At 54.6% G+C, this 16,555-nt stretch carries 14 protein-coding genes and 3 pseudogenes; 4 read left to right on the top strand and 13 right to left on the bottom strand.

The window, feature by feature from the left end; all coding sequences use genetic code 11:
• Positions 1-41: 41 nt before the first annotated feature.
• The 7 genes from ABLV04_RS10065 to sufA all read right to left on the bottom strand — a co-directional run bounded on the left by ABLV04_RS10065 (position 42) and on the right by sufA (position 6,652).
• On the bottom strand, positions 42-1,028 hold the full coding sequence (locus ABLV04_RS10065) for a L,D-transpeptidase family protein (RefSeq protein ID WP_023290072.1): 987 nt from the start codon (positions 1,026-1,028) through the stop codon (positions 42-44).
• A 99-nt stretch (positions 1,029-1,127) separates the two neighbouring features.
• A complete protein-coding gene (sufE, locus tag ABLV04_RS10060; RefSeq protein WP_023290073.1) occupies positions 1,128-1,544 on the bottom strand; it encodes a cysteine desulfuration protein SufE in 417 nt (138 codons plus the stop codon).
• Between the two features lie 11 nt (positions 1,545-1,555).
• Positions 1,556-2,776, bottom strand: a complete 1,221-nt coding sequence (gene sufS / locus ABLV04_RS10055; protein ID WP_023290074.1) for a cysteine desulfurase SufS — start codon at positions 2,774-2,776, stop codon at positions 1,556-1,558.
• A complete protein-coding gene (gene sufD / locus ABLV04_RS10050; RefSeq protein ID WP_180265599.1) occupies positions 2,773-4,047 on the bottom strand; it encodes a Fe-S cluster assembly protein SufD in 1,275 nt (424 codons plus the stop codon). The genes sufS and sufD overlap by 4 nt, the downstream gene beginning before the upstream one ends.
• The gene (sufC, locus tag ABLV04_RS10045; protein ID WP_032453238.1) at positions 4,022-4,768 is read right to left on the bottom strand and encodes a Fe-S cluster assembly ATPase SufC; all 747 of its coding nucleotides are present in this window, start codon (positions 4,766-4,768) and stop codon (positions 4,022-4,024) included. Before sufC ends, sufD begins: the two co-directional genes overlap by 26 nt.
• A 16-nt stretch (positions 4,769-4,784) precedes the next feature.
• The gene (gene sufB / locus ABLV04_RS10040; protein ID WP_023290077.1) at positions 4,785-6,272 is read right to left on the bottom strand and encodes a Fe-S cluster assembly protein SufB; all 1,488 of its coding nucleotides are present in this window, start codon (positions 6,270-6,272) and stop codon (positions 4,785-4,787) included.
• A 2-nt stretch (positions 6,273-6,274) separates the two neighbouring features.
• Positions 6,275-6,652, bottom strand: a complete 378-nt coding sequence (gene sufA / locus ABLV04_RS10035; protein WP_023290078.1) for a Fe-S cluster assembly scaffold SufA — start codon at positions 6,650-6,652, stop codon at positions 6,275-6,277.
• A gap of 515 nt (positions 6,653-7,167) precedes the next feature.
• On the opposite strand from sufA, the pseudogene ABLV04_RS10030 reads away from it, so the two are divergent.
• A pseudogene (locus ABLV04_RS10030) lies at positions 7,168-7,367 on the top strand (SOS response-associated peptidase family protein); the annotation flags it as partial.
• Positions 7,368-7,653: 286 nt separating this feature from the next.
• Here the strand turns inward: ABLV04_RS10030 and iolE are convergent.
• The 4 genes from iolE to ABLV04_RS10010 form a co-directional block, all read right to left on the bottom strand.
• Positions 7,654-8,550, bottom strand: coding sequence for a myo-inosose-2 dehydratase (gene iolE, locus ABLV04_RS10025; protein ID WP_023290080.1), 897 nt, complete (start codon positions 8,548-8,550; stop codon positions 7,654-7,656).
• Between the two features lie 78 nt (positions 8,551-8,628).
• Positions 8,629-9,408, bottom strand: coding sequence for a TIM barrel protein (locus ABLV04_RS10020; protein WP_023290081.1), 780 nt, complete (start codon positions 9,406-9,408; stop codon positions 8,629-8,631).
• A 10-nt stretch (positions 9,409-9,418) separates the two neighbouring features.
• Entirely contained in the window at positions 9,419-10,426 is a 1,008-nt protein-coding gene (locus ABLV04_RS10015) for a Gfo/Idh/MocA family oxidoreductase (RefSeq protein WP_023290082.1), read from the bottom strand.
• A 32-nt stretch (positions 10,427-10,458) separates the two neighbouring features.
• Complete coding sequence (locus ABLV04_RS10010) at positions 10,459-11,910, bottom strand: sugar porter family MFS transporter (protein WP_101866327.1); 1,452 nt, start codon at positions 11,908-11,910, stop codon at positions 10,459-10,461.
• A gap of 203 nt (positions 11,911-12,113) precedes the next feature.
• Here ABLV04_RS10010 and ABLV04_RS10005 point away from each other — a divergent pair, with 203 nt between their 5' ends.
• Positions 12,114-14,102, top strand: a complete 1,989-nt coding sequence (locus ABLV04_RS10005; protein ID WP_152841974.1) for a sigma 54-interacting transcriptional regulator — start codon at positions 12,114-12,116, stop codon at positions 14,100-14,102.
• Between the two features lie 32 nt (positions 14,103-14,134).
• On the opposite strand, the pseudogene ABLV04_RS10000 reads toward ABLV04_RS10005, so the two are convergent.
• Positions 14,135-14,452, bottom strand: a pseudogene (locus ABLV04_RS10000) (DUF4113 domain-containing protein); the annotation flags it as partial.
• A 327-nt stretch (positions 14,453-14,779) separates the two neighbouring features.
• Positions 14,780-14,977 carry a hypothetical protein gene (locus ABLV04_RS09995; protein WP_004203090.1) on the bottom strand — a complete coding sequence of 66 codons (198 nt, stop codon included), beginning with the start codon at positions 14,975-14,977 and terminating at the stop codon, positions 14,780-14,782.
• Here ABLV04_RS09995 and ABLV04_RS09990 point away from each other — a divergent pair.
• Both ABLV04_RS09990 and lldD read left to right on the top strand, forming a co-directional pair.
• Positions 14,976-15,065: pseudogene (locus tag ABLV04_RS09990) on the top strand (hypothetical protein); the annotation flags it as partial. The gene ABLV04_RS09995 and the pseudogene ABLV04_RS09990 overlap by 2 nt on opposite strands.
• Positions 15,066-15,355: 290 nt before the next feature.
• Positions 15,356-16,540, top strand: a complete 1,185-nt coding sequence (gene lldD / locus ABLV04_RS09985) for an FMN-dependent L-lactate dehydrogenase LldD (RefSeq protein WP_048297731.1) — start codon at positions 15,356-15,358, stop codon at positions 16,538-16,540.
• Positions 16,541-16,555 lie beyond the last annotated feature (15 nt).

Genomic DNA, 16,555 nt, shown 5'->3' with positions numbered 1-16,555 from the left:
GCGCACTCTGTGCGCCATTTTTTTTGCCCTCGCGCTGAGGGCTACTGGGTGAGAAGGCCGTTGTCAGACGAACTGTTCTGCGCCGACAGCGACGTCGCCGCGCTACCCGCCCCCGTCGATACCACCACCGGATAGCCCGCCCTTCTCGACATCGCTTTTTTCAGCTGCAGGTCATCCACTGCTTTATCCTCTGCGAAGGCGTGAAACGCCGCTGGCAGCGTGTAAGCGATGGTCCGGGTGTTTTCCCCTTCCGTCTGCGACAGCGGCCTGTGGACCTCTACATAACGTTTACCATCCGGCTCGACGGCAAACTTCACCGGCTGATTGATGATCCGCACCGGCGTCCCGGTTTTCACCTGACTGAACAGCGCCTTGATGTCATCGGCGTTCATCCGCATACAGCCCGAGCTGACGCGCAGCCCAACGCTGTCCGGCGCGTTAGTCCCGTGGATGAGATATTCGCCGTTACCGTAGGCCAGACGCAGCGCATAGCGGCCCAGCGGGTTATTCGGCCCGGCCGGCACCACCGCCGGGAGCGTCACCCCTTTCTCCAGCGAGCGCGCGCGGATGCCGGCGGTCGGTGTCCAGGTCGGGTTAGGGATCTTCTGCCCGACGCGGGTGGTCATCTCCGGCGTTTCCAGCCCTAACTGGCCGATGCCCAGGGGATAAACCTGGACCTGATTCTCTCCCGGCGGGAAGTAGTACAGCCGCAGCTCCGCGAGGTTGACGACAATCCCCTCCCGCGGCACGTCGGGCAGCAGCATCTGAGAAGGGATCAGCACCTGGGTCCCGGGCTTCGGCTGCACCGGCGCGATGGTATCGTTGGCTTCAAGGATCAGCATCGCCGCGGTATCGAAATGGCGGGCAATCGCCTGCAGGTTGCGATCGCTCTCCTGAACCGTCCAGTACTGGTTCTGGCCAATCAGCCGGCTGTTGGCCGGAGGCAGCGGGTAATCGACGGCCCAGGCGGCCGGGGTGGCGCCAAGGGCGCCGAGAAGGGCTAAAGCGATCATCGTTTTGCGTTTCATACTGAGATTCCTTCTTTCGCTGATAAAACGCCAGGAGACTGAACGGCGGCAGGGGCAGCGCCCTGCCGGACGTAACAGAATGAAATCTACCTGTTTATTCTAGCTAATATTTGCGGCTTTCGCGCGTATCGCGCGGATCATGGCTTCGAGGCCCTGCGAGCGGGAGGGGGTAAGATGCTGGGTGAGGGCCATTTTTTCAAACCACGGGCGGACGTCGAACTCGGTGATGTCCTGGGCGGTCATCCGGTCATAAAGGATAAACACCACCGCAATCAGCCCTTTGACAATCGCCGCATCGCTGTCGCCGCGCAGGGTGACAACGCCGGAAGGATCCTGCGCCATCACGATCCACACCTGGCTTTGACAGCCCTGAATAATGTTCTGCGGGCTGTGCTCCTCGGCGCTCAGCGGCGGCAGCCGCTGGCCCAGCTCAATGATATAGAGATACTTCTCTTCCCAGTTGGCGCAACGGCTAAAATTGCGCAACAGTTTGTCTTTGTCCGGTAATGCCGCCATCGTCACGTCCTTTACCCTAATAGTTTGTGGATCCGCTGGAGGCCGGCCACCAGGCGGTCCACCTCTTCCGTGGTATTGTACATCGCCAGCGACGCCCGACACATGGCCGGTACCTGATAGCGGGCCATCAGCGGCATGGCGCAGTGATGCCCGGTCCGCACGGCGATCCCGTAGTTATCGAGGAAGCTGCCGACGTCATAGGCGTGATGCTGGCCGAGGTTAAAGGCAATCACCCCTTTGCGCTGCGCCGGACCGTAGAGGATCAGATCCGGCACCGCGCGCAGGGCCTCCAGCGCGTAGCGCATCAGCGTCTGCTCGTATTCGGCGATCTGGGTCAGTCCGAGTTGGCTGACGTAGCTCAGCGCCGCGCCGAGGCCAATGATCCCCCCGGTATTCGGCGTGCCGGCCTCAAAGCGCCACGGCGCCAGGTTCCAGGTGGTGCCCTCCGTCAGGCTGACGGTGGCGATCATCGACCCGCCCCCTTCCCATGGCGCCATTGTCTGCAGCAGCTCGGCCCGGGCGTAGAGCACGCCGATCCCGGTCGGGCCGTACAGTTTATGGCCGGAGAAGACATAAAAATCGCAGCCCAGCGCCTGAACGTCCACCGGGTGGTGCATCACCGCCTGGGCGCCGTCCACCAGCACTTTCGCGCCATGCTGATGCGCAAGGGCAATCAGCGCCGACAGCGGGTTTTCCGTCCCCAGCACGTTGGAGACTTCGGTTATCGCCAGCAGGCGGGTACGCTGGTCAAACAGCCCGGGAACCACGTCCAGCTGCAGGGTGCCGTCCGGGTTGAGGGGGATCACCCGCAGCTCAGCCCCTACCCTGGCGCAGAGCATCTGCCACGGTACGATGTTGGCGTGGTGCTCCATCTCGCTGATGATGATGTTATCCCCGGCGCCGACGTTGGCGTTTCCCCAGCTGTTGGCCACCAGGTTAATGCCCTCGGTGGTGCCGCGCACGAATACCAGCTCCTCCGCCGAGCCGGCGTTAAGGAAGATGGCCGCCTGCTGGCGCACCGCCTCCATCCGCGCGGTGGCTTCCGCGCTGAGGGTATGGATCCCACGATGCACCGCCGCGTAGCCGTGGCGATAGAATTCCGCTTCGGCGCCAATCACCGCCTCCGGTTTCTGGGCGCTGGCGGCGCTGTCAAGATAGACCAGCGGCTGGCCGTTGACCTCCCGGCTCAGTACCGGAAAATCGGCGCGAACCCGTTCTACTGAAAATGTCATGCTGTGCCTCCCGGCAAACGCTCTCCAATCCGCGCCAGCACCTGCTCTCTGAGCGCGTCGCTGTGGATAGCTTCGGTAAGCTCGGCGGCGAAGGCGTAGAGGATCATCTGCTGCGCCGCCTGCTGTTCAATCCCGCGCGAGCGCAGATAGAACAGCTGTTCTTCGTCAATGCGCCCTACCGTCGCCCCGTGGCTGCATTTCACGTCATCGGCGTAAATCTCCAGCTGCGGTTTGGTGTCGACCTCCGCCAGCCGCCCGAGCAGCAGATTGTTGTTGGTCATCTGGCCGTCGGTTTTCAGCGCATGCGGCGCGACGTTGATCAGCCCGTTAAACACCGCCCGGCCCTTATCGCTGACAATGGTTTTATGCAGCTGGCGGCTGGTGCAGTACCCCACCTGGTGGTCCAGCCAGGTGCGGCTGTCGCAGACCTCATTTTTCACCGGCATCGCCAGCGAGTTAAGACGCAGGTCGCTGTTTTCGCCGCCCAGACGCGTGCTGGTGTGATGACGCAGCACCTGACCGCCGAGCAGGAAACTGCTGCTGAAAGCCGAGGCGTCGCGGCCCAGCAGCAGGTCGTTATGGGCGAAGTGGTAGCTGTGCGCGTTCTCGAACGCCAGCTTGATGTGCTGCAGGCGCGCGTTGTCCGCCACCGTCATGGTCAGCCGCCCGCCGGTGAAGTGCGGTTGCTCATCAAAGCTAAGATAGTGCTCGATAATCGTCGCCTCCGCCCCGCTCTCCAGCGCCAGATGGTGACGATAGTGGGCGGTATTCAGCGCATCGCCGGCCAGGCCGCGGGTGATATGCATCAGCAGCAGCGGCTTATCCAGGCGGCGGTTGCGCGGCACGCGAAGGCGGGTCACCGTCTGCGCCAGGCTTTCGGTCAGATGGAGAAACACCTCCGGCTGGAGGGCATCCGGCAGATGCTGGCGCTGGTTATCGACGCTGACCTCCACGCCGCTGGCGGCGAGATCGTCGCTCAGCTCAGGATGATAGCGACCGTCGATAAACACCAGTCGCCAGGCGTCCAGCGGCAGCGCCAGCGCGTCACGCTGTTCGGCGCTGATCGACGCTCCCTCATCGGCGACGAAGCAGCCGTTAATCAGCGCGTCCAGCGGGGTGTATTTCCAGTCCTCCTGCTTGCGCGTCGGCAGACCCAGGCGCAACAGCTGCTGCAGATGCTGGCTGGCCTCCGGCGTACGCTGGTCGCCCTGCACTTCAAACAGATGGTGCCACTGCTGCAGCGCATTACTGCTGTTCGGTAAGCCAGCCATAGCCCTGCTCCTCCAGCTGTTTGACGAGAGTGAAATCCCCCGACTTCACAATCCGCCCCTGATACAGCACATGGACATAGTCCGGCTTGATATAGTCAAGGATGCGCTGATAGTGAGTGACGATGATGAAGGCGCGTTTGCCGTCGCGCAGCGCGTTCACGCCCTGGGAGACGATTTTCAGGGCATCGATGTCGAGCCCGGAATCCGATTCATCGAGAATGCACAACTCCGGCTCAAGCACCGCCATCTGCAGAATGTCGTTGCGCTTTTTCTCGCCGCCGGAGAAACCCACGTTCACCGAACGGGTCAGCAGATCTTCCGGCATCTGCAGCAACCTGATTTTCTCTTCCATTAAATCCTGAAAGTCGAAGCGATCCAGCGGCTCCTGGCCGCGATAGCTGCGCACGGCATTCAGCGCGGTCTGCAGGAAGAACTGGTTGCTGACGCCGGGGATCTCCACCGGATACTGGAAGGCCATAAAGATGCCTTCCCCGGCGCGATCTTCCGGGGCGAGCTCCAGCAGGTTTTTGCCCTTAAATTCGACGCTGCCGCCGGTGACCTCGTAATCTTCGCGCCCGGCCAGGGTGGCCGAAAGCGTACTTTTCCCCGAGCCGTTCGGCCCCATAATGGCGTGGACCTCCCCCGGACGCACCTCAAGGTTCAGCCCGCGCAGGATCGCTTTATCTTCGACGGCGACGTGTAAATCTTGAATACTTAACATCTTTTTTCCTTAATTATCAGCCGACGCTATGCTCAAGGCTAATGGCCAGCAATTTTTGCGCTTCGACGGCGAACTCCAGCGGCAGTTCGGAGAAGACGTCTTTACAGAAGCCGTTGACGATCATCGAGATGGCATCGTCTTCGCTGATCCCGCGCTGCAGGCAGTAGAACAGCTGGTCCTCACCGATCCGCGAGGTGGTCGCTTCGTGCTCCAGCTGGGCGCTGTTGTTGCGACATTCCACATACGGGAAGGTATGCGCCCCGCAGTCCGGGCCGATCAGCATCGAATCGCACTGGGTGAAGTTGCGGGCGTTGGTCGCGGTCGGCATGATTTTGACCAGCCCGCGATAGCTGTTCTGGCTGTGTCCGGCGGAGATCCCTTTCGAGATGATGGTCGAGCGGGTGTTCTTGCCGATATGGATCATTTTGGTGCCGGTGTCCGCCTGCTGATGGCCGCTGGTCAGCGCCACCGAAAAGAATTCGCCGATCGAGTTATCGCCGCGCAGGATGCAGCTGGGGTATTTCCAGGTGATGGCCGAGCCGGTTTCCGACTGGGTCCATGACATTTTGCTGTTCTCCCCTTCGCACAGGGCGCGTTTGGTGACAAAGTTGAGGATCCCGCCGGTGTTGTTATCCCCCGGGAACCAGTTCTGCACCGTGGAGTATTTCACTTCCGCGTCTTTATGGATGATGACTTCCACCACCGCGGCGTGCAGCTGATAGCTGTCGCGCACCGGCGCCGAGCAGCCCTCAATGTAGCTGACGTAGCTGCCTTCATCGGCCACCAGAATGGTGCGTTCAAACTGGCCGGTCTTTTCGGCGTTGATGCGGAAATAGGTCGACAGCTCCATCGGACAGCGGACGCCCTTCGGCACATAGATAAAGGTGCCATCCGAAGCCACCGCGGCGTTCAGCGCGGCAAAGAAGTTGTCATTGCCCGGCACCACGGTCCCCAGATACTTTTTCACCAGTTCCGGATGGTCGTGGATCGCCTCGCCGAAAGAGCAGAAGATGATCCCCTGCTCCGCCAGCTTTTCACGGTAGGTGGTCGCCACCGACACCGAGTCGAATATCGCGTCCACCGCCACCTCGCGCCCTTCGCGCACCGGCACGCCCAGCTGGTTAAAGGCTTCTTCCACCTCGCTGGTCAGGAAGGTGTTGGCCCCGGTCTGCTGTACCGCGCCGGGCTCGGAGGCGCAGGTCTCATCGCAGTTGCCGCAGGAGGGGGCGGAATAGTAGCTGTAATCCTGATAATTCAGCTTATCGTAATGCGCCTTCAGCCAGTGCGGCTCTTCCATCTCCAGCCACGCCCGGTAGGCATTGAGCCGGAACTCCAGCATCCACTGCGGCTCATTGCGACGGGCGGAGATGGCGCGAACCACCTCTTCATTAATGCCTTTGGCCAGCTCATCGGTCTGCAGGCGAGTGAAAAAGCCCTCTTTATAATTGAGCGGGCCGCCGGTCCAGGTTTTGACATCGTCTGTTGCTTCAGTATTACGCGACATAGTTACTCCGCCTGCACCCCAAAACTTTCGCCGCAGCCGCACTCGTGCTGCGCTTTCGGGTTATGAAATTTAAAGATTTCATTTAAACCTTCCCGGACGTAATCCAGCTCCGTGCCGTCAATGAACGGCATCGCCTGCAGCGGCGCAAACAGCTTCGCCCCGTCAGATTCAAAGAGCAGATCGTCGGGCGCCGGCTCGGCAATCATTTCGAGCACATAGCCAAAACCGGCGCAGCCGCTGGTTTTGATACCCAGCCGTAGCCCCTTTTTTTCCGGCTGCTTACGCATCAGATCACGAATATGCGCGGCAGCGGCCGGCGTCATGGTCAGTCCCTGCCAGCTGAAATCGGCGGGATTAAAGGTTCCTGCTTGTACTTCCATCGATAGACCTCCAGGTTGGCGCCATCAAGGCATACCGCCATGTTAGTGATAATGATTATCACTTCAACCCTTCTGCAGCAGGGGTATTGCCTCATTTAGCGCTTTTTATAAGCATAGACCCTTGCCCGGGGATTATCAGGGTACGCAAGTGGAACCTAATCATATGATTTATAATATGTTATTCTGATATTGTTCTGTTACCGCACGCAATGGCAAAGATGTATCGAAAATACCGATTTATGAGATAGGAGATGAAAAAAACCGCCTTTCAGTGACTTAGCGGATATTCAATGAGTTACACTATTACACAGACGGACGATCAAGGCCGTGAATGGACATTCTGGTGTCCCCAAATGTGTCCCCATCAACTCTGCTGCCCCCGTTATGCCCCGAAAAACAGCCTGATTGACGCCCACTTTTTTTCTACCGGGGATGTGATTCCGTCATAAACCACTGCTGTACTGTCCGACTCTATTCCAACATCTATACTTTCAGTCTGAAGACTGGAGGTAACCATGCGCGGACGCTTTGCTCAATCACAAACCCGTGAAGAGTATCTTGCATACCTGGCGGATGAAGCCGAGCGCGACATTACATACGACCTGAGCCGATTGGGCGTTACAACGTGGCGCCGGGGACTAAAGTTTTGCTCGTGAACGAACGCGATGAACAGCTGCACCTCGATCCGGTCCACTGGGGTTACGCGCCAGGATGGTAGGATAAAGAGCCCACTAACCCAGCCTGGAAAGAGAACGTAGAGATTGTTAGCGCCCTCAGGGATCAGGAAACAGATAAAGCGGCAGCATTACTTTCCCGAGATCTGAGCGACAGTCGTAAGCGTTTTCTGGAATCAATTAATTCAACCCGTCGCAGCCTCCGGGCCAGTGGGATCGTTATTAAAAACTAGTCGGTTCAACATAATGAAATACAGGTGGGTGTGGCCAAAGGTCAAAAAAGGCGCTCAACGAGCGCCAAAAACCTACAGCAAACCTGTTCAAATGCTAAATACCCAGCTCGCTTTTAACCCATGCGCGCGCTTTTTTTACTGTCTCTAAAGGTGGTGCTTTTTCAGGATCCTGTTCGGCTTCTATGATAATCCAGCCTTCGTAGGTTGAGTTTTTAAGAAAATGAATAACCGGAGCGTAATTAACTATCCCCTCGCCTGGCACAGTAAAAAGACCGGCTCTTACTGCATCATTGAAGCTCAGGTTATTGTTAATGACGTTATCGAGTACTTCACCACGAACATCTTTTAGATGGACATGTGCCACACGGTTGCCATACTTTTCAAGTACCCATTCGATATCTACGCCTGCCGCGGTTGCATGCCCACAGTCCAGGACGATGCCGACTAAGTCATGAGTCGCTTTCAGGAAGGCTTTCAGCTCATCGTCGGTTTCAACAACCATCATCAAATGGTGATGATAAGCCAGACGTAAACCATAGTTCTTCAATAAAGAGACGGCCAACTTATTCACTTTTTCTGCGTACTGAGGCAGATTAATATGTCCTAAGGCAGGAGATTTCGACAGGGGCTCATCGAGTGGCGTGAGTCCGGGCATTGCGCCGCACTCACCATATACCATGACTTTTGCACCCAGTGATTTCAATAACATGGCATGATCGTGTACCGCTGCTAACTCATCCTCAAAACTTCGTTCAGCCATCAGGCCATTATACCAACCAGAGGCAAGCTTCAGCTTAGCTTGATTCAGTAATGGCTCAAGTGTGTCGATGGATCGCGGAAACTTTCGGCCAAGTTCAATTCCTTTGTAGCCAGCCACCGCCGCTTCTGCCAGACAGGTTTCCAGTGGGATGTCGCCACCGAGATCTTCGAGTACATCGTTAGTCCAGGAGAGCGGGCTAACGCCAACATGAATACGTGTTGATACGTTCATCATTCTATCCTTTACAATAAATGCATCGCTTCCTTAGCTTAGAAACGATGCAAAATGAGCGCTTAAGGATGTTAACTCTTATAGCGTGAACGCTTCGCGGAAGGCTTCAAGTGCGACGACGGAATCACCCGATGCCCAACCTTCCATCGCGACCACGCCTTGATAGTTAATCCCTTTCAATGCGCGGGCTACAGCCTTATAGTTGATCTCACCGGTACCCGGCTCTTTACGGCCCGGAACATCGGCAACCTGAATTTCACCGATATGTTTCTCACATTTGCGGATAAGCTCGACCAGGTTACCTTCACCGATCTGCGCGTGATAAATATCCAGATTCATTTTCAGGTATGGGCTGTTCACTGCGCTCACCAGGGCCATAGTATCCTCTGCTTTAGCGAAAGGTGTTCCCGGATGATCAACGGCGGTATTCAGGTTTTCCAAAGTGAATACCTTGCCTGTTTTCTCCCCCATAGCTGCAAGGGCATCCAGCGTCTTTTTCGCTTTCAGCCACATTTCACCCGTTACAATTTCAACTGGTTTCACCGGGAGACCAACATTGTTCAGTCCTGTGCCGTGCAAGTTGAGAGACGGGCAGCCAAGGCGGCGAGCGGCCTCGAGTGACTGACTGGCGCTGGAAAGCAGGTGATCAATTGCTTCATCATCGGTCAGGTTGCCAGAGATGTAGCCTGTCATTGAGGTAAAGCGGGCACCGGTTTTCACCAGCGCATCAATATCTTTTTGGGTCCAGTCCCAAATCTCCACGCCAAATCCCATAGCGTGAATGCGTTCAACGCGCTCAATGAATGGCAGATCAAGGAATACCATTTCAGCGCAGACCGACAGTGAGTAAGTAGACATATTTTAATCCTTAGAGCTTAATCGGCTGAGACTGTTGAACAGATGCGATACATGCCAGCGCGACTTCCAATGCATTACGTGCATCTTCACCGGATGCTTTCGGCGTGGCGCCCGTTGCAACGCAATGTACGAAGTCGGTCACTTCTGCAACATAGGCATCATGAAGTAGGTCAGTATCACGACGTGCTGTGTCAATAGAGATACCGTCAGCGGTGTAACGCACGCAGTTGTTCACATTGATATTTCCTGCCTGTAACATACCTTTACTACCGAAAACCTCACCACGAACGTCATAGCCATACACTGCCTGGAAGTTAGCTTCAGCAGTGGCGAACGCACCATTGTCGAAGCAAATATTCACGACTGCGGTGTCCAGCAGGCCACGATCTTTAAAATCGGGCCGCACTAATGCATCGGCAACCGCATAAACACGGGTGGGTTTCGCGCCCGGATTAAGGTGCAGCAGGATGTCAAAATCGTGGATCAGTGTTTCAAGGAAAATGGTCCAGTGCGGGATTGGCGTTGGATCCCCCAGACCGGGGTCGCGAGTCGTTGAACGCAACAGTTGTGGTACGCCAATTTTACCCGCTTTTATCTCTTCATACGCTGTAGCAAAACCACTAGCAAATCGACGGTTGAAACCTACCTGTAGAGCAACTCCGGCTGTTTTAGCCGCATTAATGGCTTTATCTGCATCTTCCAGGGTGACTGCCATTGGCTTCTCACAAAATACACCTTTACCCGCTTTGGCTGCGGCGACGACCAGTTCAGCGTGGGTACGTGCCGGAGAAGCGATCACAACGGCATCGATTTCAGGATCGTTCAGCAGATCTTGCGGATCCGTATACGATTTTTTTGCTCCCAGTCTGGCGGCTAATTTTTCTGCTGCGCCCGGAACCGGATCGGCAACGGCAATCAGAGTTGCGCCTGGTACACGTTGAGCAACAGTTTCACCATGAAAACTGCCCATACGACCTGCGCCAATAAGACCGATGCGTACAATGTTTTTAACTGACATCTCATTCTCCTTAGATATAGGGTATTGGTTAATTATTTTTGCGAAACAGATTTTGGCGTGACGAGCATCTCCTGCTCGCCGCCAAACCGACGGGATTTTGAAAGCATTAACGGTTCGATATGTTCCAGCGAAACACCCTTGGTTTCCGGCAGAAAACGGCCAACAAACCAGAAAGCGATAATGCTGAATCCGCTGCATAACAGCAGAGGGAATGCCCCATGGAAATGCTCCATTAATACAGAATTGCGGTTCATCATCGGGAAGCTCTGAGTAACGATGAAGTTCGAAATCCACAGGGAGCAAAACGCATAACCCATGGCAACGGCCCGCATGCGATTAGGGAAGATCTCAGATATCAGTAACCAGGCTCCGAGGCTCCAGGACATACCAAACACAAAAATAAATCCGACTAAGCCGACGACCGGGAGATACCCTTTTGCTTCACTCATAAAGGCCCATGAGGTGAATAACAGGAAGGCAGCACAGCCCAATGCCCCCCAGCGTAGCAACGGGATTCGTCCGACGCGGTCAAAGGCCACCAGCGCAATGCTCACTCCAGCCAATAGTGCGAGGCCAAGGAAAATACTCTGAAAGAGGGAATCCTGTGTGTTTCCGGTAACGTTTTGTAGAAGTGAAGGCGCAAAGTACATCAGGATATTGATGCCGGAGACCTGCTGTAAGACGGCGATAGCGCAGCCTATCCACAGGATGTAAGACGATTTTTTATCCCGCAGAATGCCATGAGATGTTGGTGTACTCTGCAAAGCAGAATCGGTGGCGATGGAGATGCGAATATCAGCATATAAGCGCTCGGCATGTCCTGGGTTGGACAGCGAGGTCAGTACCTTCAGTGACTTTTCTCTCTGGTTGCGCATCGCATACCAGCGTGGCGATTCTGGCATAAAGAAAGCCATCACAAGGAATAGCACGCAGGGAATGAGTGCAGATGCCAGCATCCAACGCCAGCCCATAGACACGACCCATTCATGCGCCATTCCTCTGGCAATCAGGTAATTTACGATGTAAACAACTAATTGACCGCCTACCATCAGCATCTGCTGCATTCCCAGCATCCGACCACGAAGGTCTTTCGGGGATACTTCCGCGATATAGAGAGGGGTAACAGCTGATGCCATACCCACGGCCAATCCGCCAATCATACGGTAGATAACAAACCAGGTGAGATCATTGGCTAATGCCGACCCGATAGCGGAAATGGTGAACAGAATAGCTGTGACGATCAAGGTTACTTTGCGGCCAAAACGGTCTGTGAAGCGTCCGACCCCCCAGGCACCCGCAATACAACCCAGAATGACGTTTGAAACTGCCCATCCGCTTTCCGCTGGTGAGAGTGACAAATGTTCAGTAAGCGGATCTATGACGCCAGAAATAACGGAAGCATCGTAACCGAGTATGATCCCGCTAATAGATGCAATGGCACATATGAATATGAGGTAAGGCACGTTGTGCTTTCGTGTAGACATTTCATTTTACTCCATATTGATTTTTCTAGTTTATGTCTTTGTAGGGAGACACTGTTCTAATAGCAACAGATGTGCCAAATCGCATCTCGATGTTTCATAAAGAAATAAAAATAGATAACGATCACAATATGTTCATAAAAAAGACACAATGACACAACATGTATATAGAATGAACATATTAAAATTTACAGAGAATGAAATAGATGAGCCAAAGCATCAGTGATATCTGGGATGAAGAATGCGAGCGGATTGCCCGGCTTAACCATGAACAAGGTTTTGCTCAGTACACCGATGAACTGGATAGAGCCTGGGCAAAGTTCGAAAAGGGGGAAAAACCTAAAGGATTACGCTCTGTTGTTCATGCATCATGGCTACGAAGCCATACCAATGGCATAGATGCGCATCACTTCGAATATCAATTTTGCGAACAGGGGGAACTGCGCCGAATCATGGCGAGAAATTCACTACTGATTTCCATCGCTCGTGAAATCATGCGTAACTTGCTGGCCTACAACCCTGATGGACATATCAACCTGACAGATGCTAACGGAGTGACCCTACATTATTGCGGCCAGGACTTGACGCCGATCGGTAGTATTCTTTGCGAAACGGTACAAGGTACAAACTGTACTGGACGTTGTCTCAAAGAGAACCGGCTGGTCTATTTGCTGAGCGCTGAGAACTATAAAGAAGCGCTACGCGTACGAGGTAAACATTGCGCGGCAGCTCCCATCAGAGATGAAAACGGTGGAATGCTTGGCATTCTGACCCTTACTGCTGATCCTGGTTGTTTCCATTACCATACATTAGGCACAGTTCAGGCTGCCGCAGAAGCGATATCTCAGCAACTTATTCTGCGTCGGTTGGTAAACGAGCAGGAGTCGGTGATGGAGTCACTTAATGAAGGGGTTTTGGTTATCAGCGAGTTGGGGGTGATTCGTCAGTTAAATTGTTATGCCCGTAAGGTATTAGGTATTCAGGAAGATGTCCTTTTTCGCGATGTTGACGAAGTATTATGCCCAGATGGCTGTTCAGTTAAAGCATTACCAGCCAGTAAAGACCGTAATATTACGTTCTGTCCCGTATCTGATTCTCGTATTTCATGTGTGATCTCTGTAGTCATCACGCCTGAAGGTGGTCGAGTGATTTCGATGCGTGACAACCGACGCGTACGCGACATGACTCATCGTGTTATTGGTAGTACCGCCATCTACAACTTCGATATGATCCTCGGTGAGTCACGTGTGATGCAGGATACACGCAATAAGGCCCGAAGCGTGGGGCGAAGCGATAGTACTGTTCTCCTGACTGGAGAAAGCGGAACAGGAAAAGAGCTTTTTGCTCAGTCAATTCATAACGGTAGTCATCGTAATTCAGGACCTTTTCTCGCGGTTAACTGTGGTGCTATTCCTCGAGATCTCGTGCAGAGTGAATTATTTGGCTATGAGGATGGTGCATATACTGGTTCAAAGCGAGGTGGTGCAGCGGGGAAATTCGAGCTTGCTGATGGTGGTACACTATTTCTGGACGAAATAGGCGATATGCCACTTGAAGCGCAGGCTAGCCTTTTGAGAGTATTGCAAGAAGGTGAAGTGATGCGTATAGGCGGCAAGCGTCCGATGAAGGTTAACGTCAGAATTATTGCTGCAACCAATCGGGATCTAAAAAAAGATATCGAACATGGTTCCTTCCGCCGTGACCTCTATTTTCGTCTTAATGTTATTAGCTTGCCTATTCCACCATTAAGAGCAAGAAAAGAAGATCTTAGAGAACTAGTAGAATGGTTTTGCGAAAAAATCAGTCGAGCATTCAATCGAAACTGCGTGAAATTTTCAGATTCTGCCCTTAGTCATATGGAAAACTACGACTGGCCAGGTAATGTTAGAGAACTGGAGAACATCGTCGAACGAACAATAAACCTCACAGAAGCTGAGGTAATAAATGATAAAGACTTACCCGATGAATTACAGAATTCTGTCTGTAATGCTTTGGCTGTTCATGATGGACGCACAAAAAACTATAATCTTAAGGATAGTGAAAAAATGATCATTGAACGCTGTCTGATAGAGAAAAAAGGTAATCTGCGACAGGTTGCTATCGCACTTAATCTTTCACGTGGAGCACTTTACAATAAATTAAAGCGCTACGATATTGAGGCAAATGAATATCGAAAACTCAATCCTGAGTGCTAAATAATAATTCTAATTTTAGAGGGCACATTAAATCATCTCACTTTAAGTAAATCGGCAAATCTTGTCGTATATCGAGGCGAGAGCATTTCTCGCTTCATCTGCCAGGCAGCCTGGATCCCCTGTTCTGCAAAATACAGCGTTCCCCTTCCGTCCTTTGCATTGAGTTGGGCGAGAACTTTCATCAGTTTCTCGCTGTTCCTCCGTGGAGCGTTATCATCGAAGAGGTTAAGTTGCGCTACGCCCTGGCTGTAGAATTCCCCAAGCATAACGCCTGCTTTCTGATAGCGATGCCCGTCTCGCCAGACTGCATCGAGGCATTTCGTCGCCGCGGTAATTATGTCCCGGCTATCCATATCGCATGCGCTATCGATTAATCCTGAAGCTTTTCATTCACCGTTGCCATTTGCACCACCCGGGTTACTCAGTCCGCCGGCCAGCGCGACTTGCTGATTTCGCAGCTCGTCGATTACCTCTTCGGGCTTCGCATCTGGTGACGGCGTCACTAAGCGGCCATGCGCGCTGAACAGGCGCTGGCCTGCGGAATGAGAAAGCGTGAGAAGAAAGCGTCAAGGCGCGACGCTTTCGGCAGGGGCGGTCGCGGCCTGGCGGGGACGTGGCCGCGATCGGGGGGGATGTAAACCGCGATGAAACGGGTAGTCAGGAAGGCTATCGGTTGGCTAGGTCCCTTTTCTCACCAGGCGGGCGGCCTGGACAAAGACCTCATCCTCCACCCCATCCCCCTTCTGTCTGCCCAGCCGCACCAGCTCATCCACGATACTCCCCTGATTAATCTGCTTTTGGGTCGCCACTAAGCTAATGACCGCCGCGCCGATAGCCATGCCAATCAATGCCGTTTGTTCATCTTTATCTTTCATGGTGTCGCTCCGTCTGTCCTCATCAGAAAGGCTAGCAAAAGATAGCCACTGCTCCATTTCAAATTCACTTTCTTTACGCCTGCTGGAAAAGGCAGGCGCCGAGTTGACCTCGCTTCCTTGCTATGGCGATAGCGCATAACGCTGTCGCACCACGTCGGGTCTTTTATTTGGCCGAATTCACGCGTCGCGGAAATAAATAAAAATAACGCGCGTGCCTGAGGCAAAAAAAAGAAATAACTATTTAAGCGACAAATCCAGATTATTCCATTAGGGAATGGCTGAGATGCTAATATTTCATTTCCCCAACGATTTTAAGAAGCCTATAGTTTTTTTGCCTGCAGAACATCCACTTAGGTTAAAAGACATAAGGATATAATTATGATTGTTTCAGCCCCCAGCGATTATCGCGAAGCCGCTCGTCGCCGTCTGCCCCGTTTCCTTTTTGACTATATTGACGGTGGCGCGGTGGCGGAAAATACCATGAACGCCAATGCCGCCGAGCTCGCCTCGGTCGCCCTTCGCCAGCGCGTGCTGTGCGGGGCGGGTGAACCGACGCTGGCCACCACCATCCTTGATGCCCCGTGGGCGATGCCCGTGGCGCTGGGGCCGGTCGGCGCCACCGGCATGTATGCCCGCCGCGGCGAAGTCCAGGCGGCCCGCGCCGCCTCCCGCGCCGGGATCCCTTACACGCTGTCCACCGTGTCGGTCTGCTCCATAGAGGAGGTGGCGAGCCACGCCAGCGGCGCGCTCTGGTCCCAGCTGTACGTCCTGAAAGATCGCGGCTACATGCGTAACGCGCTGGAGCGCGCCTGGGCCGCCGGCATGAAAACCCTGGTATTCACTGTCGATATGCCGATCCCCGGCTCACGGTATCGGGACAACCGCTCAGGAATGTCCGGGCCGCACGCCACCTTGCGACAGTATCTTCAGGCCTGCACCCACCCGCGCTGGGCAATGAACGTCGGCCTGGCGGGCAGGCCTCTGTCGTTCGGTAATATCGAAGCCTATACCGGCCACAAAATGACCATGGACGACTATATGGGGTTTATCAGCAACAACTTCGACCCGTCCATCGCCTGGCACGATCTGGAGTGGATCCGCGACAGCTGGCCAGGAAAGCTGATCATCAAAGGGATCCTTGATGCCGAGGATGCGCGCAATGCCGTGCGGCTGGGCGCCGACGGCATTGTGGTCTCCAATCACGGCGGCAGACAGCTCGATGGCGCCATCCCCACCGCCCGGGCGCTGCCGCGGGTGGCGGAGGCGGTCGGCGACGATCTGACGGTCCTTGCCGACTCCGGAGTGCGCTCCGGCGTGGACGTTATTCGCCTGCTCGCCCTCGGCGCGAAGGGGGTCCTGCTTGGTCGGGCCTATATTTATGCCCTGGCCGCCGCGGGCGAAGCGGGCGTGGCGCACCTGCTGCGCTTATTTGCCGAGGATATGAAGGTCACCATGACCCTCACCGGCGCCACCTCCCCCTCGGCCATCAGCCTTGATTGCCTCGACCGGCTGGAAAAAGATCAACAGCGCAGCCGTGCGGTCCCGGTATCCCTATCTGCCTGACGCAGCCCGGGGCCG

Source organism: Klebsiella sp. JN_Kp127 (genome assembly GCF_040062505.1).
Classification (GTDB): domain Bacteria; phylum Pseudomonadota; class Gammaproteobacteria; order Enterobacterales; family Enterobacteriaceae; genus Klebsiella; species Klebsiella quasipneumoniae.
The sequence above is the reverse complement of the archived record's forward strand: the minus strand, read 5'-3'. Positions and strand labels throughout refer to the sequence as shown.